This is a genomic window from Pandoraea pneumonica (assembly GCF_049918595.1).
Taxonomy (GTDB): Bacteria; Pseudomonadota; Gammaproteobacteria; order Burkholderiales; family Burkholderiaceae; genus Pandoraea; species Pandoraea pneumonica_A.
Genome location: NZ_JBNCRZ010000002.1, coordinates 407,111 through 430,753, shown reverse-complemented (window position 1 = coordinate 430,753; position 23,643 = coordinate 407,111). Strand labels below are relative to the sequence as shown.

20 protein-coding genes are annotated in these 23,643 nt (G+C 64.0%); 4 read left to right on the top strand and 16 right to left on the bottom strand.

Annotated elements, in window-relative coordinates; genetic code table 11:
* Positions 1 to 12 precede the first annotated feature (12 nt).
* From ACPWR9_RS08520 to ACPWR9_RS08445, 16 genes are all read right to left on the bottom strand, one after another.
* Positions 13 to 1,905 carry a potassium transporter Kup gene (locus ACPWR9_RS08520; RefSeq protein ID WP_426297357.1) on the bottom strand — a complete coding sequence of 631 codons (1,893 nt, stop codon included), beginning with the start codon at positions 1,903 to 1,905 and terminating at the stop codon, positions 13 to 15.
* Between the two features lie 443 nt (positions 1,906 to 2,348).
* Positions 2,349 to 3,074: a DUF2968 domain-containing protein gene (locus tag ACPWR9_RS08515; RefSeq protein WP_426297358.1), complete on the bottom strand. Its 726-nt coding sequence runs from the start codon at positions 3,072 to 3,074 to the stop codon at positions 2,349 to 2,351.
* 431 nt (positions 3,075 to 3,505) lie between these two features.
* Positions 3,506 to 4,903, bottom strand: coding sequence for a sigma 54-interacting transcriptional regulator (locus ACPWR9_RS08510; RefSeq protein ID WP_426297359.1), 1,398 nt, complete (start codon positions 4,901 to 4,903; stop codon positions 3,506 to 3,508).
* 89 nt (positions 4,904 to 4,992) lie between these two features.
* Positions 4,993 to 7,161, bottom strand: coding sequence for a TadG family pilus assembly protein (locus tag ACPWR9_RS08505; RefSeq protein ID WP_426297360.1), 2,169 nt, complete (start codon positions 7,159 to 7,161; stop codon positions 4,993 to 4,995).
* 6 nt (positions 7,162 to 7,167) lie between these two features.
* Entirely contained in the window at positions 7,168 to 7,788 is a 621-nt protein-coding gene (locus tag ACPWR9_RS08500) for a DUF3613 domain-containing protein (protein WP_426297361.1), read from the bottom strand.
* 62 nt (positions 7,789 to 7,850) lie between these two features.
* Entirely contained in the window at positions 7,851 to 9,008 is a 1,158-nt protein-coding gene (locus tag ACPWR9_RS08495; RefSeq protein WP_426297362.1) for a tetratricopeptide repeat protein, read from the bottom strand.
* A 2-nt stretch (positions 9,009 to 9,010) separates the two neighbouring features.
* Entirely contained in the window at positions 9,011 to 10,045 is a 1,035-nt protein-coding gene (locus ACPWR9_RS08490; protein WP_426297363.1) for a type II secretion system F family protein, read from the bottom strand.
* A 17-nt stretch (positions 10,046 to 10,062) separates the two neighbouring features.
* Positions 10,063 to 10,986, bottom strand: coding sequence for a type II secretion system F family protein (locus ACPWR9_RS08485; RefSeq protein WP_426297364.1), 924 nt, complete (start codon positions 10,984 to 10,986; stop codon positions 10,063 to 10,065).
* Positions 10,983 to 12,350, bottom strand: a complete 1,368-nt coding sequence (locus ACPWR9_RS08480; protein WP_426297365.1) for a CpaF family protein — start codon at positions 12,348 to 12,350, stop codon at positions 10,983 to 10,985. Before ACPWR9_RS08480 ends, ACPWR9_RS08485 begins: the two co-directional genes overlap by 4 nt.
* A 1-nt stretch (position 12,351) precedes the next feature.
* Positions 12,352 to 13,683, bottom strand: coding sequence for a hypothetical protein (locus tag ACPWR9_RS08475; protein WP_426297366.1), 1,332 nt, complete (start codon positions 13,681 to 13,683; stop codon positions 12,352 to 12,354).
* Positions 13,684 to 13,711: 28 nt separating this feature from the next.
* Complete coding sequence (locus tag ACPWR9_RS08470; RefSeq protein ID WP_426297367.1) at positions 13,712 to 15,103, bottom strand: type II and III secretion system protein family protein; 1,392 nt, start codon at positions 15,101 to 15,103, stop codon at positions 13,712 to 13,714.
* A gap of 89 nt (positions 15,104 to 15,192) precedes the next feature.
* A complete protein-coding gene (gene cpaB / locus ACPWR9_RS08465; RefSeq protein WP_426297368.1) occupies positions 15,193 to 16,209 on the bottom strand; it encodes a Flp pilus assembly protein CpaB in 1,017 nt (338 codons plus the stop codon).
* A 94-nt stretch (positions 16,210 to 16,303) separates the two neighbouring features.
* Positions 16,304 to 16,783 carry a TadE/TadG family type IV pilus assembly protein gene (locus tag ACPWR9_RS08460; protein WP_426297369.1) on the bottom strand — a complete coding sequence of 160 codons (480 nt, stop codon included), beginning with the start codon at positions 16,781 to 16,783 and terminating at the stop codon, positions 16,304 to 16,306.
* 142 nt (positions 16,784 to 16,925) lie between these two features.
* Complete coding sequence (locus tag ACPWR9_RS08455) at positions 16,926 to 17,405, bottom strand: A24 family peptidase (protein WP_426297370.1); 480 nt, start codon at positions 17,403 to 17,405, stop codon at positions 16,926 to 16,928.
* 13 nt (positions 17,406 to 17,418) lie between these two features.
* Entirely contained in the window at positions 17,419 to 17,550 is a 132-nt protein-coding gene (locus tag ACPWR9_RS08450; RefSeq protein ID WP_426297371.1) for a hypothetical protein, read from the bottom strand.
* Between the two features lie 93 nt (positions 17,551 to 17,643).
* On the bottom strand, positions 17,644 to 17,829 hold the full coding sequence (locus tag ACPWR9_RS08445) for a Flp family type IVb pilin (protein WP_426297372.1): 186 nt from the start codon (positions 17,827 to 17,829) through the stop codon (positions 17,644 to 17,646).
* 1,133 nt (positions 17,830 to 18,962) lie between these two features.
* On the opposite strand from ACPWR9_RS08445, the gene ACPWR9_RS08440 reads away from it, so the two are divergent.
* From ACPWR9_RS08440 to ACPWR9_RS08425, 4 genes are all read left to right on the top strand, one after another.
* The gene (locus tag ACPWR9_RS08440; protein WP_426297373.1) at positions 18,963 to 19,274 is read left to right on the top strand and encodes a hypothetical protein; all 312 of its coding nucleotides are present in this window, start codon (positions 18,963 to 18,965) and stop codon (positions 19,272 to 19,274) included.
* Between the two features lie 27 nt (positions 19,275 to 19,301).
* Positions 19,302 to 21,188 carry a collagen-like triple helix repeat-containing protein gene (locus ACPWR9_RS08435; protein WP_426297374.1) on the top strand — a complete coding sequence of 629 codons (1,887 nt, stop codon included), beginning with the start codon at positions 19,302 to 19,304 and terminating at the stop codon, positions 21,186 to 21,188.
* 307 nt (positions 21,189 to 21,495) lie between these two features.
* The gene (locus tag ACPWR9_RS08430) at positions 21,496 to 22,812 is read left to right on the top strand and encodes a collagen-like triple helix repeat-containing protein (protein WP_426297375.1); all 1,317 of its coding nucleotides are present in this window, start codon (positions 21,496 to 21,498) and stop codon (positions 22,810 to 22,812) included.
* Positions 22,813 to 22,890: 78 nt separating this feature from the next.
* Positions 22,891 to 23,622, top strand: a complete 732-nt coding sequence (locus ACPWR9_RS08425) for a MarR family winged helix-turn-helix transcriptional regulator (protein WP_426297376.1) — start codon at positions 22,891 to 22,893, stop codon at positions 23,620 to 23,622.
* The last annotated feature ends 21 nt before the right edge of the window (positions 23,623 to 23,643 follow it).

The following is a 23,643-nucleotide window of genomic DNA, read 5'->3' as shown; positions in this document are numbered from 1 at the left end:
CCGAAACCCGCATCAAATCTCGATCTTCGTCCCCAGTTCAACCACGCGGTTCGCCGGAATGCTGAAGAAGTCCGTCGGCTTGGCGGCATTCTGGTGCATCCAGGCAAACAAGCGCTCGCGCCAGATCGACATCCCCGGCAGCTTGGTCGGCACGACCGTTTCACGCGCCAGGAAGAACGACGTATCCATCAGCTCGAAATGCATATCCGTCTTCTCTTCGAGCAGGTGAAGCACTTCCTTCACGTCCGGCGTTTCGTTGAAACCGAAGGTCGACACGACGCTGTACAAACCGCCCGTATGGTCCTTCACCTCCATGCGCTTGTCGTCTTCGACGTACGGCACATCCACCGTGCGGAACGTCAGGAAGATGGTGCGCTCGTGCAGGATGCGGTTGTGCTTGAGGTTGTGCAGCAAGCTCACTGGCACTAGCGTATTGCCGCCCGTCAGATAGATGGCCGTGCCCGCCACGCGATGCGGCGGGTGCGCCAGCAAGCCTTGCAGGAACGGCCCCAGCGGAATACCGTCGGCAGCCGTGCGCTCACGCAGCAACTGGCGGCCCTTGTGCCAGGTCATCAGCATGAAGAACAGGAACGCCCCCAACGCCAGCGGCAACCAACCGCCCTCTTCGACCTTGATCAGGTTCGCGCCGAAGAACGCGAAGTCGACTACCAGGAAGCCGGTAATGATCAGCGCGACGAGGAACTTGTTCCAGTTCCAGACCTTGACCATGACCACGCACGCGAGAATCGTCGTAATCACCATGGTGGTCGTCACCGCAATGCCGTACGCGGCCGCGAGGTTGCTCGACGACTTGAACGCCAGCACGATCCAGATGATGACCAGCAGCAGCGACCAGTTGATCACCGGCATGTAGATCTGACCGATTTCACGATCGGACGTGTGCAGAATCTTCATGCGCGGCACGTAGCCCAACTGAATTGCCTGGCTCGTGAGCGAGAAAGCCCCGGAAATCACGGCCTGCGAAGCGATCACCGTAGCCGCCGTCGCCACCACGACCAGCGGCAGCAGCGCCCAGTCGGGGGCCATCAGGAAGAACGGATTCTCGATCGCTTTCGGGTTGCTCAGCAGCAGCGCGCCTTGCCCGAAGTAGTTGAGCACCAGCGCCGGGAACACGAGGAACGACCATGCGAAGCGAATCGGACGGATACCGAAGTGGCCCATGTCGGCGTACAGCGCTTCGGCACCGGTCAGCACCAGGAACACCGAGCCGAGCACGATGTAGGCCTGCAAGGCGTGCGTGTGGATGAAATGGATGCCGTAATACGGGTTGATGGCCTTGATGATCTCGGGTGCGGCGAACATGTTGTACACGCCCAGCACGCCGAGAATCACGAACCACACGACCATCACCGGGCCGAACAGGCGCCCCACTTTGGCCGTGCCCGACTTCTGCATCGAAAACAGAATAATCAGGATGACGATGGTAATGGGCAGCACAAAGCGCGTGAGCGATGGCGCGGCGATCTCTAACCCCTCGACGGCCGACATGACGGAGATGGCGGGTGTAATCACCGCGTCCCCGTAGAACATACAGGCCCCGAACATCCCCAGCATCATGAGCACCGACGCCCACTTGCTGCCCGCACGTACGCTGCGCAGGCTCAGCGCCATGAGCGCGAGCACGCCGCCCTCACCGCGGTTGTCGGCGCGCATCACGAACAGCACGTACTTCAGGGAGACGACGATCACCAGCGCCCAGAACAGCAGCGAGATGATGCCGAACACGGCTTGCTGGTTAAACGGAATGCCGTGTTGCGGATCGAAACATTCCTTGAGCGCATAGAGCGGGCTGGTGCCGATATCGCCGAAGACCACGCCAATGGCTGCCACCATCAGCGCAGGCATGGGCTGAGGGCGATGCCCCTGTCGTATGTTTTGCGTCATAAGGTTTGGGTAATCGCTTTATTGCGCTGCACAAAATGGGCGCTATTCTAACTGGCTGCCGAGTCCCTAGCTAGTCGGGACGGCCCCCGAGTGCCGGACGCCACACGCGACACGTTCGCCTAGGATAATTGCTGCCGCGCCCCATGACCAGCGCGGTACGACGCGGTTTTCCCTACCCCTCGCCTACGCCCGAACCCGCCGGTCCAACGCGCATCGCGGCGTCATTTGAGTTGCAAATGCGAGACATGAGCCATTCGCCTGTCGACAGTCCCGATGAATGCGTGTAGCGCATGCACTCGCGGCGCCGCAACGGACCTCAATCCCCCCCGATTACCCTTGATCCGCTCCGATTCCGCATGAAAAAAGCCGCCCGAAGGCGGCTTTCTCACAGGCTGACGGCAGCCAATCGACAATCGACCGTGAATTGACGGTGAATCGACCGATTAACGCTTCGTCTTGCGGCTGCTGGTGGTCTTCACCGAGCGGACCAGATCGGAGTCGGCGCTGTTCTGCTCGGCTTCCAGCGAACGGATCTGACCTTGCAGGTCGTTCAGGCGCAGACGCGCGGCAGTACGTTCGGTCTCGAGCGCGGAAGCCTGCTCACGCACGGCTTGCTGGTTCTGGGCCAGCGCTTGTTCCTGCTGACGCTGGATGGCCAGATCGTTCTGCACCGCGTTCAGGCGGTTTTCGCTCTCGGCCAGTTGGCGCTCCATGAGGGCCTTCTGCGCTTCGAGCTTGATCCGGCGAATCTCGACGTCGGCCAGCACTTGCGTCTGACGCACGAAGTCGCCGTACAGCGCTTCGGCCTTCTTCTCGTTGCTCAGCTTGACCACGCGCCAGAACTGGCCTTCGTGGAACAGTGCGACGTAGTAGCCCATCGTCTGCGGATAGAACAGCAGGCTGGCGCCGTAGCGGCCGTTGTACGTCGTGCGAAGTTCGGTGACTTCCTTGTTTTGAATGCGATCGCGCAGTTCTTGAATCGTGCCCGACGCCGATGCCGTGGCCGACGGGGCTTGCGCTGGCACTGCCGGTGCGGCGAACTGACCCGGAGTCGACGACCCGGTCACATCCTTCACCGCTTCCGCGGCGCCCGCTGACGTCCCCCAGGCTGCCAGGCATGCCACCCCCACGCCCAACCAAAACCGCCCCCGGCAATCACTGATTTTCATCTGATCTGTTTTCCTGTTATCGACCGGATCGTTCAACGACCCTTATGCGTCGCATTCATTCCGCCCCCCCGGACTCCGTCCCGAGGATCTGAGACCTGCGTTTTTTTGCCACGACAGTGTAACGGACATCATGTCCCGCCGCCGCGCTGCCGGCAGATATTCACCGCACGCTCACAATAGCCGCCAATTCTATCCATTGCGCGGCGCTCTTCCAAGCGCGGAATGCAATATTGGGCCGGGAGGAATTCAACTGTTGATAACGCGCAACCCCGCAGCCAAAGGTTTTCCCTTAAACCGAAGTTGTGTGTCAGACAAATCCCTGCATTTGGCGGGATTTAAAGACCTACGTCCTACGCAACGCGCGGAAGCCAGAACGGCGAGTTTTTGTGCCGATGCCGTCAACGCGAGGTCGACGTTCGGTTAGCGCCCGCTCAGCTTTCGTATTCGCTGGCCAACTCTGAATCGTTGCCCAAAATCTGATATTTGCGCATTTTTTCCCACAGCACCTTGCGACTGATGCCCAGCGCATTGGCGGTATCCTGCCGCCGCCAGCCGTTGGCGTCGAGCGCCGCCACGATGCGGGTACGCTCGGTGGCGTCCCAGCGGGCGCGGTCGGTGAGCGCGCCGCCGCGTACCGGGTCGTCGCTACGTACCACCACGCCAGTGGCCAGCGCCTCGAAGATGGCACGGATGCGACGCTCGTCCCACGTGCCCAGTTGGCGGTAGATGATCCCGACTCGCTCGGCGATATTGCGCATCTCGCGCACGTTGCCGGGGAACACGCCCCCTTCGACCAGCTCGCGCAGCCAGGGTGGTATCTTGCCGCCGATCTCCGGGTCCCCCGCCACTTTGCCGAGATAGGCGCTAAACACCGCCAGCTTGTCGACCGGCCCGCGCTCCTCGAGGCTGGGAATATGCAGCTCGATCACGGCCAGCCGGTAAAACAAGTCGGCGCGGAACAGTTCGTCACGCACCATCGACTTCAGATTCTTGTTGGTGGCCGCCACCAGCCGGAAATCCAGCTTGACGGGTTGGGCCGACCCCAGACGCGTGACCGCGCTGTCTTCCAGCACACGCAGCAGTTTGACCTGCTGATACAGCGGCAAGTCGCCGATTTCGTCGAGGAACAGCGTGCCGTCGTTGGCCTGCTCGAAATAGCCCTTGTGCGAGTACAGCGCGCCCGTGAATGCCCCTTTCGCATGCCCGAAGAAATGCGACTCGAACAGGCCATCGGGAATCGCCCCGCAGTTGACCGCGACGAACGGCCCCTGCCCATAGTGGCTCTGCTTGTCGTGCAACAGCCGTGCAATGCGCTCCTTGCCCACGCCTGTCTCGCCGTGGATCATCACGTTGGAATCGCAATCGGCGAACGCATCGACTTCGGCTAACAGATTGAGCATGGCGCTCGACTGCGCCACGAGCGGGTCGGACGGCGCCGGTGCGCGATCGGCCTCGGCAATCGCGCCCGAGAGTTTGAAGATGAGCGTGCGCAGTTCCGCGCCGGAGAAGTCGAGCGTCAGGATGTTGCTGTACTCGGGCGGATAGACACGCGGATCGTTCTCGCGCGGCGCCGTCGCCACCCAGATGACCGGCATGCCGTGGCCGAGTTGCCACTCGTGCGCGTTCGTCGATGCCCCTTCGATAACCGACACGCTCACCACCGCGATGGACGCGCGCGTCTTGGTGCGCTCGCGCGAGAGATCGGCCCCGTCGGCGCGAATCACTTCCATGTCGAAGCTGGCGAGGCAATGCGCCACCCGGTCGGCAATGTCAGACTTGCCTTCCCACACATACACGTCGAGGTCTTCACGTACTGGCTTGCTTTTCATGCTTATCCGCTGGTCGCCGGACGCCCCCGGGCGTCCGTCATGGTGAAGTTTTGTCGTCGGGTTATCGGATTATTTTTTTGTGAGCGTCGCTAATACACCAGTTGCACCAGCCCGTTCTGGCAGTTGATGCTGTCCACGGTGACCGTCGTCATGCCGAGCGTGATGCCCAGCGCGTTGAGCAACGTGTTGAGCAACGTGCTGATCGGCGTGAGCAACGGATTGAGCAGCGTGTAAAGAATGCTGCCGAGTACTGGTGAGATGTTGCTGGTGCTCAGGCCGCTCTTCACCGCATCGACCCGGCACTGGTTTGCCCCGCTGCCGAGCAAATCGCACCCCACGTCGGTCAGCGTACTGAGCAGCCCGTTCACAATGCCACCGAGCGTGTTGAGAAGCCCGGTGACGAGACCACCAACGCCACCCAGCACCTGCGGCAGATTGAGCGTCAACACGCCGCCAAGCGTTGTCCCGAGTGCGTTCACAGTGGACTGAAGCCCTGAGGCCGCGGAGCTAAGGAAATTGTTGACCGTCGTCACCGACAACCCGACGGCGGAGTTCGGCACATTGCCCACCAGCCCACCCGCGGTCGTATTCGTTGACGATGTCCCCCCGCCCGCACTCACATCGAGCGACAACCCCGTAAGCAGCGCTGTGACGATCTGGCTAAGGTTCACGCTCGACCCGATCGGCCCGACTTTCTGCGGGAAGGGACCGCTGAACGTGATCGGCGCGGGCGAGTTCGTCACCAGCGACAAATTCACGTTCCCCGACACGTTGATCAGCCCAAGCAGCGTCGCGATATTCACGCGGTTCGTCATAAGCGTGGTGCAGCTAGCCGGGTTGGTCTTCACGTTCACCCCGCTCGCCGCCGCGCCCACGCAAACGTTGACTAACCCTGAATTCACCTGAATCGTCGTAGAGGGTGTCGCACCGCACTGCACCGCCGTAACCGTGCCGGTCGATTGCGCGACTTCCAGCACCAGCGGCAAATTCAACGTCGTGCCCAGCGAGTTCAGTAGCGAACCCGCCACCGAACCCAGCGACCCGGAAGCCGCCGCAGTATTCAGCGTAAGAAACAGCCGGACCTGAGCCGTCGTCGCGGTCGCGCCGACGCCGCCGACGCCGACCTGCGGCGGCGAGATCACGTTCGCGCTGACGTTCACCGCGTTGCCCAGCAGGCTAAGCCCGTTGATCGCGATCGCGTTGTTCCCATTCGCACCGACGATGGCTGCCGTAATCAGATCCGCCACGCCGATGTTCGCCGTCAGCGCATTGGCGGCCGTCACACCGGCCGCATCGATGTTGGCGATGATGCCGGGGCTCGTCGCCGTGCCGAGCAACTGAATCGGCAGACTCAAGACCGGGCTGTTGCCGAACACGTTGACGAGGTTGTTCAACGCTGTCACCGACGCCGACAAGGCACCGTTCTGCGTGGCCAACGCGGTGTTCGTTGCGCTAAGCAGCGCGCCGACCGTCAGGTTCTTCACCGCGGCAACACCCGAGAGCGACGCCACCGACACGTCGCCCGTGACCGGCACGCCGAGCGCTTGCAGCAACCCTTGGGGTGTGATGTTCACGCCCACCAGTTGCTGCGCCGCGCCGACATAAAGCGTTGGCGAAATACCGATCGATTGCAGCAACGGCGCCAGCATCGAGTTATTCGCGTTGAGCGCGAGCAACCCGGAGTCGACGGTGAACGTCACCACCGCTGGCGCTTTACGGGCAATGGCAGTGGCCGAGATGTTGCGCGAGCCGGTGAGCTGGAAGAACGACACCACCGGCAAGGTCAGCGTGACCTGCACGGCATTGCCGCTTGCCGCATTGCCCGAACTCACAGCCGCGAACGTACCCGGCGTGGTGGCACTTGCCGTCGGGTTAGTCCAGACGCCACATGCCGTCGTGATCGTAGTCTTGGCGGCATCGCTGCCCAGGTTCGACGTCGCGTTTGCACGGGCCACCGTGTCGTAAGAGGTGGCGTTCGCGCAGCCTGGCAGCGTCTGTGCCCCCGCGAGCGCTGCCATGTCGGCGGCGCGTTGCAGGTCGCGCCGTTTCATGAACGCATAGCCCGCGTCGATAGCCAGTGAAAGCAGCAACACCACGAAGACGAACGACATCGCAACGATCGGCACGGAACCACGCTGACGCCCGCCCAACCGGCGCAAGTTGCCTAGCCACGTCGCACGCCCCTCACGAGACGCGCAAGCCGCGGCGTGCGATGCCGCATGGGAAACCGTTTTGCGCACAGGCGCACGGGGAGTCATGACGATTTACTGGCTTGCGCCAGCCCCTCCGCTCGATACCGTCCCGCCCGCGCCACCGCCGCTGCCCGTGTTGCTGTCGCTTTGCACCATCGTCGGATAGAACGCAGGAATGGCGTAATTGAAGCTTTCGAGATAACGGCGGTAGGCACGCGACGCCGTTGCGCCCAGCATCGGCAAGCCGCGTCCTGCGGCCAAATTGCTCGCCTGCAATGTGAGCAATGCCTCGGTCTCGTCACCCAGCATGCCGTCGGGGGCATGCTCGCCGACGCGCAACGGCGTCGTGCGGCGCACGGTATTCGGCGGCACGCGGCTCGCTTGCTGCACCGGTGCCGCTTGCGTCGGCTGAGCTGCCGGGGCTTGGGCGGGAATTTGCTGGACGACGGCAGCGTTTGCCGGTGCTGCCGGTGCTGCCGGTTCCGCCGTGGCCTGCGCCACGGTACGGGTATCGGCAGCGCCCATTTGTCCCGTCAAGGGCTGACTCTGTGCACAGGCCCAGCTCGCGCAGAGCGCCAGCGCAACGCCGGCAAGCCATTGCGACGCCGTCATCGCGTGGTCCGGCACATCCCGATTCAGCGCCCGGGTCAGCGGGGAGACTTGCTCCCATCGTTGCATTTGGCCTGCCATCATCACGTCTCCCTGAAGTTGCGTGACTACTTATGCGTTTCGCTGACTGTGGTCTGCACTGCACATCATTGCGAATTCGAGAACCGGTCGAGCAACGACGTCGGCATGTCGCTGCGTGAGACGTCATTGGCGCGTGCCAGCTTGGCGTCCGCTCCGCTCGCGCCACCATTCGATACAGCGCGGCTGACGGGCACTGCGACCGCTCCCGGTGCGGCATCTACCGTCGAAGCCACTGCCCGCGCGCCGGGTTCCGGCAGACGGACGACGACGGCCCCGGCAGGCAAAGTGGGAGTGGCAGTCGGTGCCGCTTGCCATGCGGTAACAGAGGTGGGTGCGGTCGACGCGACAGCCGTCATCGACGGGCGAGATGGCGTTGCCGACGGCGCCGCAGGCACAATCGTCGCCGCCGCCTGCGCGGCAGCCCGAGCCGCCGCAGCATCGGCAGCAGCGCGCGCGGCCTGCGCATGGCTGCGAATGTCGCTCGCCAGCTTGGCAATGGCCTCACGCGTGGCGGGTGGGAATTTCGCCTGCGTCATCATTTGATCGGCACGCGTCGCCTCGCCCGTCACCAGCAAATACACGGCGAGATTGCTGAGCACCTTGCGGTTGTCGGGCTTGAGTTCGGCAGCCTGCGCAAGCGGCACGCGCGCTCCGGCGGTGTCGCCGTTGCTCAACTGTGCAAAACCGAGATCGCTCAGATAGAACGGCTCCGTCGGTGCACGGCTCACCGCCTCGCGCAACGCCTGCGTCGCGCCTGCATAGTCTTTGCGCTGTGCCGCCACTAACCCGAGTCCGTGCCAAGCCGCGGCGGCCACACTGCTGCCGAGCAGCGTGCGATAAGTGGCTTCGGCGGCGTCGGGCTGTCCCGTCTCACGCAGCGCATCGGCGCGCAGAATATCGACGTCCGGTGAAGTGCCGTACTGAATGCGGAACTGGTCGATATGCGCCAGCGAGGCGAAGTAAGCCCCGCGCTCCTGCATCTCGCGAATCATCGACAAGTAAAGCTCTTTCGTATCAGGCGCAGCGGTCTTGGCTTTCGCCTCGTCATCTTGCTGTGCGCGCATGAGCGCAGCGGCGGAAGGGGCGCCGTAGCCACCGCCCTTCGACGCGCACCCGGCGATCATCAGCACGCAGAGCACGCCCACGCACACGCGCGCGACCGGCGTGATCGGCGTGATCGACGTCGTCGGCATGGGCTGACGCACCGTTTCGGATCGAGTCATGGTTACAAGCCCTCCAGGGTTTTCGCCAGCGAGAGAATCGCCGGCCCCGCGACCACCATCATCAGTGCGGGTAACAACGTGAGCATCATCGCGAGGGTCATCTTGACCGTGAGCTTGCCGATACGCTCCTTCATCGTCTGCCGGCGTTGCTCGCGCAGCCGGTCGCTGAACTGCTGTAACGGTTCCTGCACCGCGCCGCCGTGCTGTTCCACTTGTGCAATCAGCCGCACCAGCGCGCGCAGGTCGTCGTTGTCGTACACCTCGCGCAAGCGCACCATCGACGCTTCGCGCCCGCGTCCGGACGCGTATTGGCGGTTGGCGTTCTCGAACTCTTTCGAGAGAATCGGCAGCACTTCACGGAAGTCCGACACCACGACGTACAAGCTTTGATCCATCGACAGCCCCACGCCTTGCAACAGCCGCAACAAGTCGATCAGCAGCGGAAGCTCTTCCACCATCTCGCGGCGGCGCAGCCCGGCCCGGTGTTGCACGTAGAACTTCGGCAGCATTAAGCCCACACACAAGGCACCGATCAGCCGCAAGAGCGTGCCCAGCCCACCGCCGCCGGGAAACCAGATCCACACGACGAGCAGCAACACCACCGCCGTGGCGACACGAGAAAACAGAAACAACGACTTCGCGCGAACGCTGTCCCAGCCGCATTGCGAGAGCAGCAACCGGTCTTCGCCAGCGATCAGATACTGTCCCAGCCGGGTTTCCGACCATCGCTTACCGAGTGCTGCCGCGCGGTCGAACAGCGAGCGCCACCCCTTCGCCCCAGTATTGGTTCCATCGTCTTCCTCGCCCTGCGAGAGCGAACTGCCGATCGGCGCCGTAGCCGCCCGAAGCGCGGCAAGCGCTTGCTGTTGTCGATTCGCAAGTACCTGATCGATCACGCGCCCGCTGCGGTCCTGACGAAGGCCGCGCAGCAAAATCGCCGAAGCGGCGAGCAACACCCCCGCGGCGACCAGCAACAGGCCGATCATCAGCCACAGGTGCGAGTCACCAGCAATCGATGTGAGGGACGCAAGGTTCATAAGAGGACGCCTCTCGCTCAGATGGATTTGGCCAGCCGGTACAGAATGAAACCGCCCAGCATTTCCAGCCCGATCCCGACCGCCAGAATCTTCTGGCCCGACGTTTCCTGAAACATGGGTTCGAAAAACGACGGATTGAAGAGCATGAGAAACGCACTCACCACGATCGGTAGCGCGGCCAGTACCCAGGCCGACATACGCGTCTCCGCCGACAGCGCCTGCAACTCCGCTTGAGCTTGCTCGCGATCACGCATGAAGCCCGACATGCGCGAGAGAATCTGGTCAGCGCGTCCGCCGAAGCGCGTCGACAGATCGACCACCGACGCGAACAGGTAAATTTCTTCGACGCGGTACACACGGGCAATCTGCTTGAGCGCGACATCGAGATCGACCCCGGCCTGCACTTGTCGCACGGCGCTGTCGAGCAGCTCGCGCAGCGGCATGTCGGCGTTACCCGAGGCCGTCTGAAACGCGGCTGGCAAGCTGTTACCCACCGTCAGCATGCGCACCATGCCGTCGAGGAACACCGGCAATTGCCGCACGATCTCGGTATGTCGGCGCACGCCCTTGTACCAATAGCGCAGCACCACACCGATCACGTACAAAGCCAGCACGATCAACGCCGAGAACGGCCCATGCCATAGCCAGAAAAGCAGCGAGAGCGCGACGCCGCCGCCGATCAACATGGCATAGAAGCCCGTGGTCGGATACACGCCCGCACGCTCGAAAAAGAACTCCCACGGCAGCGCTTTGCGACGCGCCACCCGAGCGATAGCGCCTTCCGCTGCCGCGAACTGCGGCGCGTTGTTGGCGAGTTGCCGCTCGAGAAACGCACTCGTCGCCTGCTCGCGTGCGCGCTGGTGGTTGCGTCGCCACAACTCCAGCCCCGCCGCTACCAAGAGCAGCGCGACGCACGAGATCCACAACACTACGGGGTTCATCGCCGACGTCCGAAGAAGCCGCCGCCGCCCGAGTCGGGAGGCGTGTTGGTCTGCTGCTGCGCGGCCGCCGCCACGTTGCGCGTGTGATCTTTGTAACGTTGCAATTTGGGCGAGTGCGGCTGAATGCCCAGCGACACCCAGCGGTCTTTCTCTTCACCGTCGGGGCCGACAAACGCTTCGTGACGATAGAGCTCCTGTGTGGAAATCACCGTGTCCGACACGCCCGTGACTTCGGTGATCGACAAAATGCGGCGGCGCCCGCTGGATAAACGGCCAATCTGCACGATGAAGTCGAGCGCGCTCGTAATCTGGCGGCGCAAGCTGCTCTCGCTGCCCTGAAAGCCCGCGAAACCTGCCAGCATTTCGAGACGATAGAGACACTCGCGCGGCGAGTTGGCGTGAATCGTGGCCATCGAGCCTTCGTGGCCCGTGTTCATCGCCTGCATCATTTCGAGCACTTCCGAGCCGCGCACTTCGCCCACGATGATGCGGTCTGGGCGCATCCGCAAGCTGTTACGGATCAGGTCACGGATGGTCACTTCGCCCGAGCCGTCAAAACCGCCTTGTCGCGACTCCAGCCGCACCACGTGCGGATGGTTGAGCGACAGTTCAGCCGTGTCTTCCACCGTCACCACGCGCTCGGTGGCGGGAATGAAACTGGCCAGGGCGTTCAGCAGCGAGGTCTTCCCCGAGCTGGTACCGCCGGACACGAGGATGTTGCATCGCGAGCGCACGGCCGCTTCGAGCAAACCGTAAATCTCTTCGTTGAAGCTGCCCAGCGCAAGCAGGTCCGACGGCTTGAGCGGGTCTTTACGGAACTTCCGGATCGACACCACCGGCCCGTCGACGGCTAGCGGCTCGATCACGACGTTCAGACGGCCGCCATCGGGCAAGCGCGCATCCACCATCGGGTTCGACTCGTCGAGCCGGCGGCCGATGGGCGCCAGAATGCGGCGCACGATCCGCAGCAAGTGGGCATTGTCGGAGAAGCGCAGGGCCTCACGCGCGAGCACACCGTTGCGCGACACGTACACGTCGTTGTAGCCGTTGATCAGAATATCTTCGACGGCAGCGTCGGCGAGCAAGTCTTCGATCGGGCCGAAACCGGCGAGCTCTTTCGTGAGGGCATCGGAGATCTGACGTAATTCGGCTTCATTGATCGGAATGCGGCGCAGCCGCACGAAGCCGTCCATCTCCAAATCGACAAACTGCTGAATGGCACCGCGGCTCCAGCGGCCGAATTCAGCACCGAGTTCCTCGATCCGCGCGAGCAGATGCTCGTGCGCTGCGGTCTTGATGTCCTGAAATTGCTGCGAGTTGGCAAATGCACGCCTGTCGTCGGCAAATTCGATCGAGTCAGTCATATCAGTGCTTTCCAATGAAGCGGCCAAGCCAGCCCGAAGCCTGACGTTGAGCCGCAGCGCCCGCGTGCTGCGCGGCAAGCAGTCGTTCCGCAAGCGGTTGCAACGCCCGCACGTACGGGTCGCTGCGCGCCGTGTCGAGAATCAGCTTGCCCTGATTGGTCGCCGAGAGCATCGCCAGCGGCCGGTCGGGCAGCGTGGCGAGCAGCGGCACGTCGAAGCGCTTGGCGATCTGATCGGCCGCCATGCCATAACGCGGGTCGTAACGATTGAGCACCAGTTGAAGATGACTGCGCTCCACACTCTTCTCTTCCAGATCGCGCAGCAGCGACGCGAGCGAGACGATGGCGCCCACGCTTTGATCCACGACGAGCCAGACTTCGTCCGCTGCGCGCACCAGGCTCGCCACGAACGCCGGGTTGGAGAAGCCACCCAGGTCGGCGACGATCAAATCGAAGAACGAGCGCAGGCGGTCAGTGAGCGCGAGCGCATCGGCAGCCGCCACGCTGCGCATGTCGCCGAGATCGAGCGGCAGCGGCAACACGGCCAGACCGGTCGAGGCATGCGAGATGGCCGTATGCACCAGCGTCTCGTCGAAGCGGCGCAGGTTCTGCACGGCTTCGGCGAAGCTGAATTGACTTTGCGTGTTGAGATACAGCAGACCGTCGCCCGAGGGCAGACCGAGGTCGAGCAACGCCACGTGACCGAGCAGCGAGGCGTCGAACTTATCGTCTTTGGAAGGGGGGGCTTTGGCCGGCTTCGCCGCAGGCGTGCCGACGGCGAGTTCCTGCGACAGTTGCGAGAGGTGTGCGGCGAGCGTGCTACAGCCCACGCCAATGCGTGCGCCGAGCAGCACCACGAAGCGGCCGTGCCGCGAGGGCGCCGAAGCACTCGGCGGCGGCGTCTGATCGATCACGCGGCGAATGACGTCGAGCGCCTCTTCGTGCGTGGAGTGCATGTCGATGAAGTCGTGCACGCCCGCGCGAATGGCTGCCTTCATGCCGTCGGCGCGCACCATCGAGCCCACCGCCACGAGCGGCAGCTTGGGCGCGACACGCTTGAGCATCTGCGCGAGTTCGGCCGCCTGTGCAATGCCGCCGTCGGCTGGCTCCTCGGCGTGCCCCGTCGGCTCGCCCGAGAAGTCGAGCAACACCACCTGCGGATCGAGATCGCCAATGCGCTGCTGCAATTGCGCTGGCCGGCCCGCCTCCTGAAGCAAGACGCCCTCTTCGCGCAGCGCTGCCGAGAGCCACTGACCGTGGCCGGCGTGCGCGCTGCAAAAGAGGAAGCGATGCAACTCAGTCATGGTGTCCAGTATTCGGTTCGGTGCGTTCATGTTTGCACTCCTTACTGCTCTGCCAGCGTTACTTCGAGAACCCCGGCAGTTCACTGTCGCTTGCTACACCCATCAGGTAAGCGCCCCACACCTGACCGGGACGCTGCTCGCGCGTGTCGCCCGGTAACGGCATGGCCACGCCGGCAGCGACCGGCTTGACCAGATGCGGCGTTACGATGATGACCAATTCTTTTTCTGCACTCGAATACTTCAAGTCCCGGAAGAACGCGCCGATGAGCGGCAAATCGCCGAGCAACGGAATCTTGTCGACCGATGCGGTCGTGGTACGTGAAATCAGCCCGCCGATGACGAAACTCTCGCCATCGCCCAACTCGACCGTGGTATCGGCGCGCCGCGTCGTAATCGCGGGAATTTGCACCGAATCGGTCACGATGGCGTTGGTGTAATCGATGTCCGACGCTTCCGGCGCCACCTTCAACGCAATGCGGTTGGGTGCGAGAATCGTCGGCGTCACCGTCAGACCCACGCCGAACGGCTTATAAGTCACTGTCGTCGTCCCCAGCCCGCCCGATTGCGGCACCGGAATCTCACCGCCCGCGAGGAAACTTGCGCTCTGGCCGGAAAGGGCGACGAGCGTCGGCGCGGCCAAAATGCGGCCCAGGCCGTTCGTCTGCACCAGATCGATGGCCGCCGAGAGCGTGAAAGCGCCACGCGTAATCGAGCCGAAGAACGTGCCGAAGCTGGAGACCTGACCGCTGCCCGTTCCGCCCGTCCCACCGAAGGCCGACGCCAGTTGCGAGACCACGCCGAAGCTGCCCGATCCGGTCTTCTTCGATGCGGCGAAGCTCGCCCCGATCTGATTCAGGATGTTGCGGTTGATTTCGACGATCTTCACGTCGACCTGCACCACACCCGTCTCACCGACCGTCGAGCGATCGACCACCACGCCGCCCTTGCCGGTGGCATCGACTGCCGCCGCTTGCAAGCCGCTGTGCTCGACCATCGTGTTCGCATGGCCCTGAATGAGCGCCGCGCCGCCGCGCGCATCCACGTTCGCCGTGCCGGTATCGCCCAACGCACTTTGCAGATCACCCGTCACGTGCACTTCCCAGCGTACGGCCTCGCCGCCGCGCGGCCATGCAGCCACCTGCGTCGTACCCGCCTTCTTGCCGACGACGAGCACCGACCCTTTACGCCCGCCTGAACCCCGTAACACCACCACATCGGCCACCGCCGGGTCGGCCACGGCGATGCGCTCGAGCGTGCCGGGCAACGGCAATTCCCGTTGCTCGCGCACACCCAACGTCAACGAGCGCGTGGCGCTCTGAGAGGTGTCTGCGGCTTCGGCCAGACGCACCGACACCGTGGCAGCGCACGCGACCAGCGCGGCGAAGCACAACAGCGTCCCCGTGACACGTCTGACATCTCGTCTGGCAGTGCGAACCTGGCTTCTGATCATGGCGTGGCTGTATCGGTCACTGTTTCGATTGAACTTGAAAGCCTTGGGTCAAGCGCTTTTCTACGTCGTCTTGTCTATGTTCCTGCCGTTCAGAATGCTGCCGTCGTGCGCTCGGCACCGCGCACGACTTCGATGGAACCGCCACCGCCGTGTCCGCCGCCAGCAGGCCGCGGGGCAACCGCAGGACGTACCGGCGCGCCGGCCAGCCCCGTGGTCGCGATGCCGGCGTAAGCCTGGTTCTCCGGCGTATCGAGTGCCGCCTTGTCGTCGCCCTTCAGCCCGGCCTTGCCTGCGAGTACCGGCGGCGGCGACGGGAAGAGCGACGTGTCGGGTTTGGCGTCGTCGGCGGGGTTGCGCAAGGCGAGCGTGATCTTTCCTTGTTGCGTGCCGAGCACCACGCGATTGACTTCATCCACCGGCACGGCCACGACGGCGGCAGTCGCCGGCATCGGTGGCTGCACATTCATATTGGGCGGCGGCGGGGGTGCCGATGTCGTAGCGGCTTGCACGGTCGACGCGACACCGGGTGTGGCCGGTGGCGGCGTCACGTCGTCGAGCGACGCATTGCCGTAGCTCAACACGCGCACGCGTGCCGCGAGCAAGCGGGCCTGTGTGTCGTCGACCAGCCCGACAGCCGGGCCGGGTGCCTGATTGGTCTTCATCGTGAAGAACACGTCGACGTAGTCGCCCGGACGGATACGGTTCGAGACGCCGACGACTTCAGTGACCGGCAGCGCGACGGCACGCTCGCCCGGAGCGAGCTGCATGGCAAGACCGCGCGCGAGAGTGTTTTGCGTGACCGGCACCCCGGCGGCAAGTGCCACGAGCGGTACACGGCCGACGACGTCGGCGGGATTGGTGAAAGCGCCCGGGGTTTGCGCGTCGAATTGCACGATCTTGACGGCGTCGGCGGCAATGGGCTGCCCCGGCGCGAGCGCCTTGGCCGCCACCACGGCCGGGTAGCGCTGGGTGAGCGTTTGTGTGACCGCCGAAGGCGTGGCCGACGGCGCTGGCGCGTTTTGCGTTCCCAATTTCAGCGCGAAGATCGCCAGCACCACCCCGGCAATGACCAGCAGAACAGCAATAATCTTGGTCGCTTTGTTCATGGCTTGAGGCCCTGCGGCCGTTCAGTCACAAATTTCGGGCGCCGGCGAACCGGCGGCATGACAACGTCGGTCAAACTTTTCATCACGCGCCCACTCAGCTGCCGCCGAGCGTCGACGTGTCGAGCGTCACTGCTGCGGTGCCATTGATGGTTGATGGCACCAGACTCCCTAACCCCGGCCAATTGACGGTCATGGGTTGATTCAAGCTGAGGTTGACGTGAACGATGCATTGCGACGCGCTACTCGTTGCGCCGGAAGCCGGGCACGGATACGTGGTATCGGGCACGAAGCTGGTCGTCACTGCGCTCGACGCGGGCCAGGCGAGCGTGTTGCCGACCGCTTGCGTGGCATAGCTCTGGCGCTGAGACAACGTCCCGGCGCGCAACATGGCCCGGCCGCCTTCCGAGGCAGCCTGCGTCAGCATTTGACGCGCAAGAATGGTGATGGAGAAGCCAACGGCGACGTAGAAGGCGGGCAACAGGATGATCAGGATGAGCATAAATTCCAGAGCGGCGACGCCGCGCGCACGCGCCCGCCGTAACCCTGCTCCCATCGGTGTCCCATACCGCTTCATGACGACACTCCCCGTCGCACACGGCGCTTGCAGGCCGTGTTTGGCGACGCATTGGTGCTGCTTATTCGCGCGGCGTCGCCCGCGCCTCCCGTTTTTGCGGTGCCGCTTTTTGCAGCACTCGGCACACTATTCCAACTGCCTGCTACCGCACCACCAGCGCCGCCGCCGCCAGATACGCCCCGTAGGGCAACCCGATACGCCCGGCCCGCGATTGCTCTACACGTTGCCATGTGGCGGTCGCCGCCATTCGCTCGCGCCATCGCGTGAGCCACGCGAACCGCCCGGCCAGCAATACCAGGGCATGAATCCCCGCTGCGACGCTCGCCAGACACCACACTGGCAAAAGCGCCGGATACCCGGCAATCAAACCGATCAGTGCGAACAACTTCACGTCGCCCGCGCCCATCACGCCGCGCCACCAAAACGGTAGTAGTACGATCAATCCAAGCAGCGCACCGAGACCGTGAACCCAAAGGACGTGAGGTTCGCCCTGCCACGCCCGCCAGCCGATCCAGCCCAGCGCAAGCGCACCGACCGAGAGCAACCAGACGTTAGGAATGCGGCGTGCAATCAGATCGGTGACCATGATCGGCACGCAGAGCAACCACAGCAAGGTGAGCACGATGGCCCTCGTTTCAGTGCGAAATCACCGAGATGGCAGCTGACGACATGGTGCTGAATACCGACGTGATGGCCCCTCCCAACTGGGTGTAGACCGTCGTGCCGACGATCACCACCACAATCGCCGCGAGAATGCCGTATTCCAACGCCGTAACACCCTGCTGCCGTCGTGGCCCCCGGCATCTGCCAACGCGGTGACGATGCACACCCCGCATACGCCGCACCCCGCGCGCCAGACCTTAACTACCCGCAGCCGTGACGACAGACTGGACCTTGGTGAAAATCGAAGTAAAGGTATTGGTCAGCCCCGGAGAGACCGTGACGCCGATCACCACGGCGACAATGGCGGCCAGAATGCCGTACTCCAGCGCAGTTACGCCACGTTCATCGCGCGCAAACAGTCGAATACGATTGCCGAGTTTCATCTCACCCTCCCTCAGTATTAAGGCGTTTTTCGCCCGTTGGCATACACGACGAGTCACGTTCAGGTACTCACCTGAAAGGCGCAAACCCGCCATATCGCTTATCAACTCTGGACTTCGACCCTGGGTTCGTTACGCAGCAAGGCTTCCGAACCTCTTTTACTTTGTACGCCATTATTTCCCGACCTGCCGAAGTAACTGTTGGGATGACGCACTATTTTTTTTCGATGCTAATTTAAAGTAAAACGCAAAAACTAGAGCCTTCCTACCAATCACCGTGGAGAATGTAAGAAAACGTTACACGGGTTGCTCAAACAATACTCCAAAACTAAGCAATGCAACACCGTCGAGGGAAAACCATGATTCTGTGCGTGTGAGCGAAACAACGCATCAAATGCAGCGGACATTTAAATAACTTTTCATCCATCCGCTATCCCCGCCTCACGACACCCTCAATCCGCCTCGCATTCTGCCGATGACTTCGCAATCCTTGCCAGTTGTGGCGTCAGGCGATATCTCACACTTCCCGAGCGCGGCGCGCAACTACCAAATCTTTCGAAATCTTTCGCCATCCGTGGCATTTTCATACTGCCTGCATTAGCTCGGCAAATACCATCCGCATTACCTCCTATTCGACGTCGGCACGCCCCTTTTTCCAGAGGGTCAATCGCCTTTGCCAGCATGCGCAGCACATCGCATTGCGAACCGTATAGGCGACGTGATTTCCGAAGATTACGTCGTATCGCCAAGCGCCCCGCCTGCGCTTCACGCGAATCAATCGCAATTGCGTTTACCCATCTCGGCAGCGCCGCTTTATCCGCGTATTTACCCGAAGGAACACGATACGACGTTACGTAACGTTACCCGTAACGCCCCTCGTAACGGGAACGGAAATTCGCCGGATTTCTCCCCGCTTTCACCTTTTCCCGATCACGTTAACCCTGACTTTTGATCAGGCGTGCCAGTTGTCGATCTCTCGATCCAAAAGATTCTTGTTTTCCGAAACGCAAATAAATACAGGCTTTCGCGGCAGTCGCCGAGAAAACTAGAGCGTTTATTCAACCCCGGATTTAGAGGTTGGCACACCTCTTGCGGATATCCCTGCATCGCAACGCTAAAGATCACCGGGGGACACCATGATCATTGGCATTACCAAACAAACGACGCTCGGCGCCGCAGGCCTCACGGCCTCGCAGCAACGCGTCGGGGCCATGCAGCGCAGCGCTGCCGCCCAAGACGATCGTAGAGGCGCAAGCCCAGGGAGGAGCGGTGAGGACGGCGGTGGCGTACGCGCCACCGCCACACCGTTCGACACGGCAGGCACGCAACACACGAATCAGGCCCTGGCGATGACGGGCCCCACCAGCGCAGCCGTCGAGGCGCTTCTGTTCGCACTCATCGCACAACGCATGAATACCCGACTGGCAGCGCAAGAAGCGCTCGCCTGATCACATAAACGACCAGAGGACACCATCATGAACAACATCCAACGCAACCTTCTCGCTTCGGCCTGCCTTCTCGCTATCGTCACCATGACCGGCTGTGCCGGCTCCGGCGCCGGCGGCATCGGCGGCGCACTCGGCGGCGGATCGGGCACCGGTACCGACGGCAGCAGCAGCGGCGCTAGTAGCAGCGGTGCCAGCAGCGGCGGCAGCGGCAGCGGCAGTGGTAGCAGCAGCGGCGCCAGCAGCAGCGGTAGCGGCAGTGGCAGCAGCAGCGGCGCTAGCAGCAGCGGTAGTGGCAGCGGCAGCAGCGGCGGTAGCAGCAGCGGTAGCAGCAGCGGCAGCAGCAGCGGCAGCAGCAGCGGCAGCAGCAGCGGTAGCAGCAGCGGTAGCAGCAGCGGCAGCAGCAGCGGTAGCAGCAGCGGCAGCAGCAGCGGTGGCGCCTCCACCAACCCGATCGGCACGGTCGCCGGCACCGCCAGCACGGGTGTCGTGACGCAAGTGGGCAAGACGGTCAGCGACCTGGGCACCACGCTTGCTGGCACGCAACTGCCGCTGGTCAGCACCCAAACGCAAAGCGGCCTGGCTGGCGCGGTCGTCTCCACGGGCAACGCCGTGCAAACCCTCGGCAACGGCCTGACGAACGGTGTGGGCAAGCTGGGTTCGGTCGCCGACCCGTTGAACCCCACGCTCGCCAGCGTCGGCGGCGTCGTCTCGAACCTCGGCACTGCCGGTACGCAACTGGGTAGCGCAGTCGCCGGCCTCGGCCAAACGGGCCCGTTGGCCAACACCCCGGTGAACGGCGTGACCACGTTGCTCGGCGGTGTCGTCACGGCAGTCGGTAATGGTGGCGTGGCCATCGGCAACAGCCTGACGAGCACGATTACGAGCGCACCGGTGCAACAGCTCACGACGGGTCTGTCGTCGGCCATCACGCCGATCACGAACGTTGTGACCAACACCACGCAAACCGTCGGCAACGTGACGGGCCTCGGTACCCCGGTAGCAGGTCTGCTGACGCAAGTCGGCGGCGGTCTCGCCGGTGTGGGCACCAAGGTGGCGTCGCAGCTCAACAACCCGATTGCGACCGACGTCGGTGGCCTCGTCGCCGGCTTGGGCAACACCGTTGCCAGCCTCGGCGGCCTCGTACACGGCACGCCCACGAGCACCAACCCGCTCGCCCCGATCACCTCGGCCCTTGGCGGTCTTGGCGGCCTCGGCGGCGCAGGTGGCACGGGCACGGGCCCGCTGGCCCCTGTCACCAACCTGGTCTCGGGCCTGACGGGTGCACTCGGCGGTGCGGCTGGCGGCACGTCGGGCAGCAACCCGCTCGCCCCGGTCACCAACCTGGTGTCGGGCCTGACCGGCGGTCTCACCGGCGCAGCCGGCGGCACGTCGGGTACCAACCCGCTCGCCCCGGTCACGAATCTGGTGTCGGGCCTGACCGGCGGTCTCACCGGCGCAGCTGGCGGCGCCTCGGGTACCAACCCGCTCGCCCCGGTCACGAATCTGGTGTCGGGCCTGACCGGTGGTCTCACTGGCGCAGCCGGCGGCACGTCGGGTACCAACCCGCTCGCCCCGGTCACCAACTTGGTTTCGGGCTTGACCGGCGCACTCGGCGGCGCGGCCGGCGGTGCCTCGGGCAGCAACCCGCTCGCCCCGGTCACCAACCTCGTCGCAGGTTTGACGGGTGCGCTCGGCGGCACGGCATCGGGTGGCGCAGGCGCTTCGGCCGGAACGGGCGGTGCTTCGGCAGGTGCTGGCGGTTCGGCCTCGACCGGCGCACTGGCACCGGTGACGAACCTCCTCGGCGCAGTGACCGGTGCCGTGGGCGGTGCCACCGGCTCGGCCGGTGCCAGCGGCGGTGCACTGGCCCCTGTGACCGGCTTGCTGGGCGGCCTGCTCGGCGCCAAGAAGTAAGCGCATAGCACGCCAAACCGTCGAGCCAACAGGAGCGTCGCGATCATGACTCGAGCGATTCCCCCACCCGCCTGCGATCGCCGCGATCCGGCCCTCCTCCCGATGTCCGCACATCGGGTCGAGAAGGTCCGGGTCCGGCCCGCCCCGAACGCGGCCCGCCCTAACCGTCCATCAAGACTTCAGCGGTTACAAAGCGACCGGCCCAGGTTTCTGAAATGGAAGTAACCAAGCAACCGAAGACATAACCACAGAACGTCACCGCGCGGCGCGCCGCCGGGACTCAGGAAAAAACAGGGAGATGAACATCATGTCGAACGCACTGCAACGCACGCTTCTCGCCTCTGCCGCTATCGGCGCCATTGCTCTCACGGGCTGCTCCAGCGGCGGTGGCGGCAGCGGTGTCGCCTCGACCGGCACCACCGGCACCCCGAATGCGGTCGGCACGACGGCGACCGGCGCAGGCGGTGTGGTGAGCTCCGCCGGTAACGTGGTCAGCGCCTTGGGCAATCAGGTCGCCAGCACCAATCTGCCGCTGGTCTCGCCGCAAGCCACGCAAGGCATGGGCAACGCCCTCGCGCAGACCGGCAATGCCGTCACCGATCTGGGCAACGGCGTGAGCAGCGGCCTGGGTCAAGTCGGCGCATCGAAAGATCCTGTCGGCACCACGCTCGCCAGTACCGGCAACGTTGTGACGGACCTGGGCAACGCCGGCGTGTCGCTGGGTAGCGGCGTCGCAGGCATCGGCAAGAGCGGCCCGCTCGCCGGCACACCGGTCGACACGCTCACAACGGCACTCGGCAATGTCGTGGGCACCGTCGGCCAGGGTGGCATCGCAGGCGGCGCCATCCTCAAACAAGCCTTCAGCGGCGGCCCGCTCGTGACGGCAACGACGGCGCTTTCGTCGGCCATCACCCCGATCACCAATGTGGTCTCGGATACGACACGCACGGTGGGCAACACCACGGGTCTCGGCGGTCCGGTGCAGAACCTGCTCACCACGCTGGGTAACACGGTTGGCACGGTCGGTACGACGTTGCGCGGCGCCTCGTCGAATCAAGTGGTCTACGCCTTGGGCGGCACGGTCATTGCCACCGGTAACACGGTGTCCGGGCTGGGCGGCTTCGTGAACGGCTCAACCTCGACGGGCTCGGCGAACCCGTTCGGCTCGCTGCTCGGCAACCTCGGCAACACGGCGGCCGGCGGCGGCACGTCGAGCAACCCGCTCGGCTCGGTGACGGGTCTGTTGGGCGGCCTGGGTGGCGCGACGGGTGGCAGCAGCCCGCTGTCGTCGGTCACTGGCCTGCTGGGCGGTCTGGGCGGATCGAGCGGCGGCAGCAGCCCGCTCGCACCGGTCACCAACTTGCTCTCGGGTCTGGGGGGCGCGGCGGGTGGCACGAGCGGCAGCAGCCCGCTCGCACCGGTGACCAACCTGTTGGTGGTGGTCACGGGTGGCGGCTCTGGCTCGGGTAGCGCCAGCAACCCGCTCGCACCGGTCACGAATCTGCTCTCTGGTGTGACGGGCGCAGCCGGTGGCAGCACGGGTTCGGGCGCGACAGCGGGGTTGGGCAGCTTGCTCGCACCGGTGACCAACTTGCTCGGCAGTGTTGGCTCGGTTGCCAAGTAATTCGTAGTGAACGTTTAAGCAATACCCATCGCGCAACGCTCACCGATGCGTTGCGCACCTGATCGATAAGGAGATGCCATGGCCCGCTTCATTCCCGACACCGGCCTTTTGATGCGCGGCCATGGCGAGTCCGCCACGCAAATGACCGAACCGGCAGCCATTCGCGAACCCGGCAACGGTACGTTTTCGAGCCACTTGCACAACACCTCCGGCACCGACCACGGTGCCGCTTACGGGGCAACGTCTTCTGCCTCTCAGCTCAACGGAACGCACGGCACCATGAGCGACCGACACACGAACCGCAACGACCTCGTCGCCGGCATCGTCCGCTCGCTCGGACGCCGGCTCGCCGTGTACACCGCGCTCTATCACGCGGCGCTCGCCGAACAACTCGGTCTGAACGTCACGGATCTGAACGCCCTCGATCTGATTCTCGAACTCGAATCGATTACCGCCGGGCAACTCGCCGAACTCATGGGCGTGAGCTCGGGCGGCATCACCACGGTTATCGACCGGCTCGAGCGCGCTGGCTTCGTCGAGCGCGAGAAGAACCCGCACGACCGCCGCATGGTGATGATTCACCCGATCGAATCGCGCTGCGCGCAAATCGAACAGTTCCTGTCGTCGGTGTCGCGCGAACTCACTGCGGTGAGCGCCGCGTACGACCACAACGAACTCGCCGCCATTCACGACTTTTTGGTGCAGAGCATTCGCACGCTCAAGAGCGAGACGTTCCGTCTGCGCTTCGAAGCGGACCAGGACATTGCCGGATTGGTCTCGACCGCCCGGCCCGCCCCGGCGCGCACCTAAGCCTGCGCGACGCGCTGCCCC

Excerpts from the sequence above, each read along its gene's own strand:
- ACPWR9_RS08520 (WP_426297357.1), bottom strand. The coding sequence starts at position 1,905 with ATGACGCAAAACATACGACAGGGGCATCGCCCTCAGCCCATGCCTGCG.
- ACPWR9_RS08515 (WP_426297358.1), bottom strand. The coding sequence starts at position 3,074 with ATGAAAATCAGTGATTGCCGGGGGCGGTTTTGGTTGGGCGTGGGGGTG.
- ACPWR9_RS08510 (WP_426297359.1), bottom strand. The coding sequence starts at position 4,903 with ATGAAAAGCAAGCCAGTACGTGAAGACCTCGACGTGTATGTGTGGGAA.
- ACPWR9_RS08505 (WP_426297360.1), bottom strand. The coding sequence starts at position 7,161 with ATGACTCCCCGTGCGCCTGTGCGCAAAACGGTTTCCCATGCGGCATCG.
- ACPWR9_RS08500 (WP_426297361.1), bottom strand. The coding sequence starts at position 7,788 with ATGATGGCAGGCCAAATGCAACGATGGGAGCAAGTCTCCCCGCTGACC.
- ACPWR9_RS08495 (WP_426297362.1), bottom strand. The coding sequence starts at position 9,008 with ATGACTCGATCCGAAACGGTGCGTCAGCCCATGCCGACGACGTCGATC.
- ACPWR9_RS08490 (WP_426297363.1), bottom strand. The coding sequence starts at position 10,045 with ATGAACCTTGCGTCCCTCACATCGATTGCTGGTGACTCGCACCTGTGG.
- ACPWR9_RS08485 (WP_426297364.1), bottom strand. The coding sequence starts at position 10,986 with ATGAACCCCGTAGTGTTGTGGATCTCGTGCGTCGCGCTGCTCTTGGTA.
- ACPWR9_RS08480 (WP_426297365.1), bottom strand. The coding sequence starts at position 12,350 with ATGACTGACTCGATCGAATTTGCCGACGACAGGCGTGCATTTGCCAAC.
- ACPWR9_RS08475 (WP_426297366.1), bottom strand. The coding sequence starts at position 13,683 with ATGAACGCACCGAACCGAATACTGGACACCATGACTGAGTTGCATCGC.
- ACPWR9_RS08470 (WP_426297367.1), bottom strand. The coding sequence starts at position 15,103 with ATGATCAGAAGCCAGGTTCGCACTGCCAGACGAGATGTCAGACGTGTC.
- cpaB (WP_426297368.1), bottom strand. The coding sequence starts at position 16,209 with ATGAACAAAGCGACCAAGATTATTGCTGTTCTGCTGGTCATTGCCGGG.
- ACPWR9_RS08460 (WP_426297369.1), bottom strand. The coding sequence starts at position 16,783 with ATGAAGCGGTATGGGACACCGATGGGAGCAGGGTTACGGCGGGCGCGT.
- ACPWR9_RS08445 (WP_426297372.1), bottom strand. The coding sequence starts at position 17,829 with ATGAAACTCGGCAATCGTATTCGACTGTTTGCGCGCGATGAACGTGGC.
- ACPWR9_RS08440 (WP_426297373.1), top strand. The coding sequence starts at position 18,963 with ATGATCATTGGCATTACCAAACAAACGACGCTCGGCGCCGCAGGCCTC.
- ACPWR9_RS08435 (WP_426297374.1), top strand. The coding sequence starts at position 19,302 with ATGAACAACATCCAACGCAACCTTCTCGCTTCGGCCTGCCTTCTCGCT.
- ACPWR9_RS08430 (WP_426297375.1), top strand. The coding sequence starts at position 21,496 with ATGTCGAACGCACTGCAACGCACGCTTCTCGCCTCTGCCGCTATCGGC.
- ACPWR9_RS08425 (WP_426297376.1), top strand. The coding sequence starts at position 22,891 with ATGGCCCGCTTCATTCCCGACACCGGCCTTTTGATGCGCGGCCATGGC.